General features: G+C 42.2%; 1 protein-coding gene. It reads right to left on the reverse strand.

Annotation, left to right across the window (positions count from 1 at the left end; translation table 11 throughout):
* Positions 1-638, reverse strand: a 638-nt coding sequence (locus LQ50_RS24140) for an apurinic/apyrimidinic endonuclease family protein (RefSeq protein ID WP_034634309.1), incomplete at both ends; no start/stop codon positions are given.

Genomic DNA, 638 nt, shown 5'->3' on the forward strand with positions numbered 1-638 from the left:
GCAAACGTTTCTAGCAAGTATTGGTTTACTTTTGCTTTTAATAGCTCTTGTCTACCAGATTTGTTGCCGATTTCTTTAAGTGATAAGGCATGCTGCTCTAGTTTGTGGAAGTCTGTTTTTCCTTCGACAATGTCAAGACCAATGCCACTTGTGAAGCTGCTATAACGATCAGCTACGAACTCATCTAACACTTTATCTTCAATTAAGCGTTGCGCGACTTTTGTTCCAATCGCAAATGCGTCCATACCAGCAATGTGCGCGTGGAATAGATCATCTGTGTCAAACGATCCACGTCTTACTTTCGCATCAAAGTTCAATCCACCTGTTCCAAGACCGTCATTTTTCAAGATTTCATACATCGCTAACGTTGTTGAGTAAAGGTCTGTTGGGAATTCATCTGTATCCCAGCCAAGAAGCGTATCGCCTTGGTTTGCATCAACTGAACCTAACATGCCGTTAATACGTGCTGTGCGCAGTTCGTGTTCGAATGTGTGACCAGCAAGTGTTGCATGGTTTGCTTCGATGTTAAACTTGAATGTATGTTGCAAGTCATATTTTTGTAAGAACGCAAGACCTGTCGCTACATCAAAGTCATATTGGTGCTTCGTTGGCTCTTGTGGCTTAGGCTCGATTAAGAA

Origin of the sequence: Halalkalibacter okhensis (assembly GCF_000787375.1) — a bacterium.
GTDB classification, from domain to species: domain Bacteria; phylum Bacillota; class Bacilli; order Bacillales; family Bacillaceae_D; genus Halalkalibacter; species Halalkalibacter okhensis.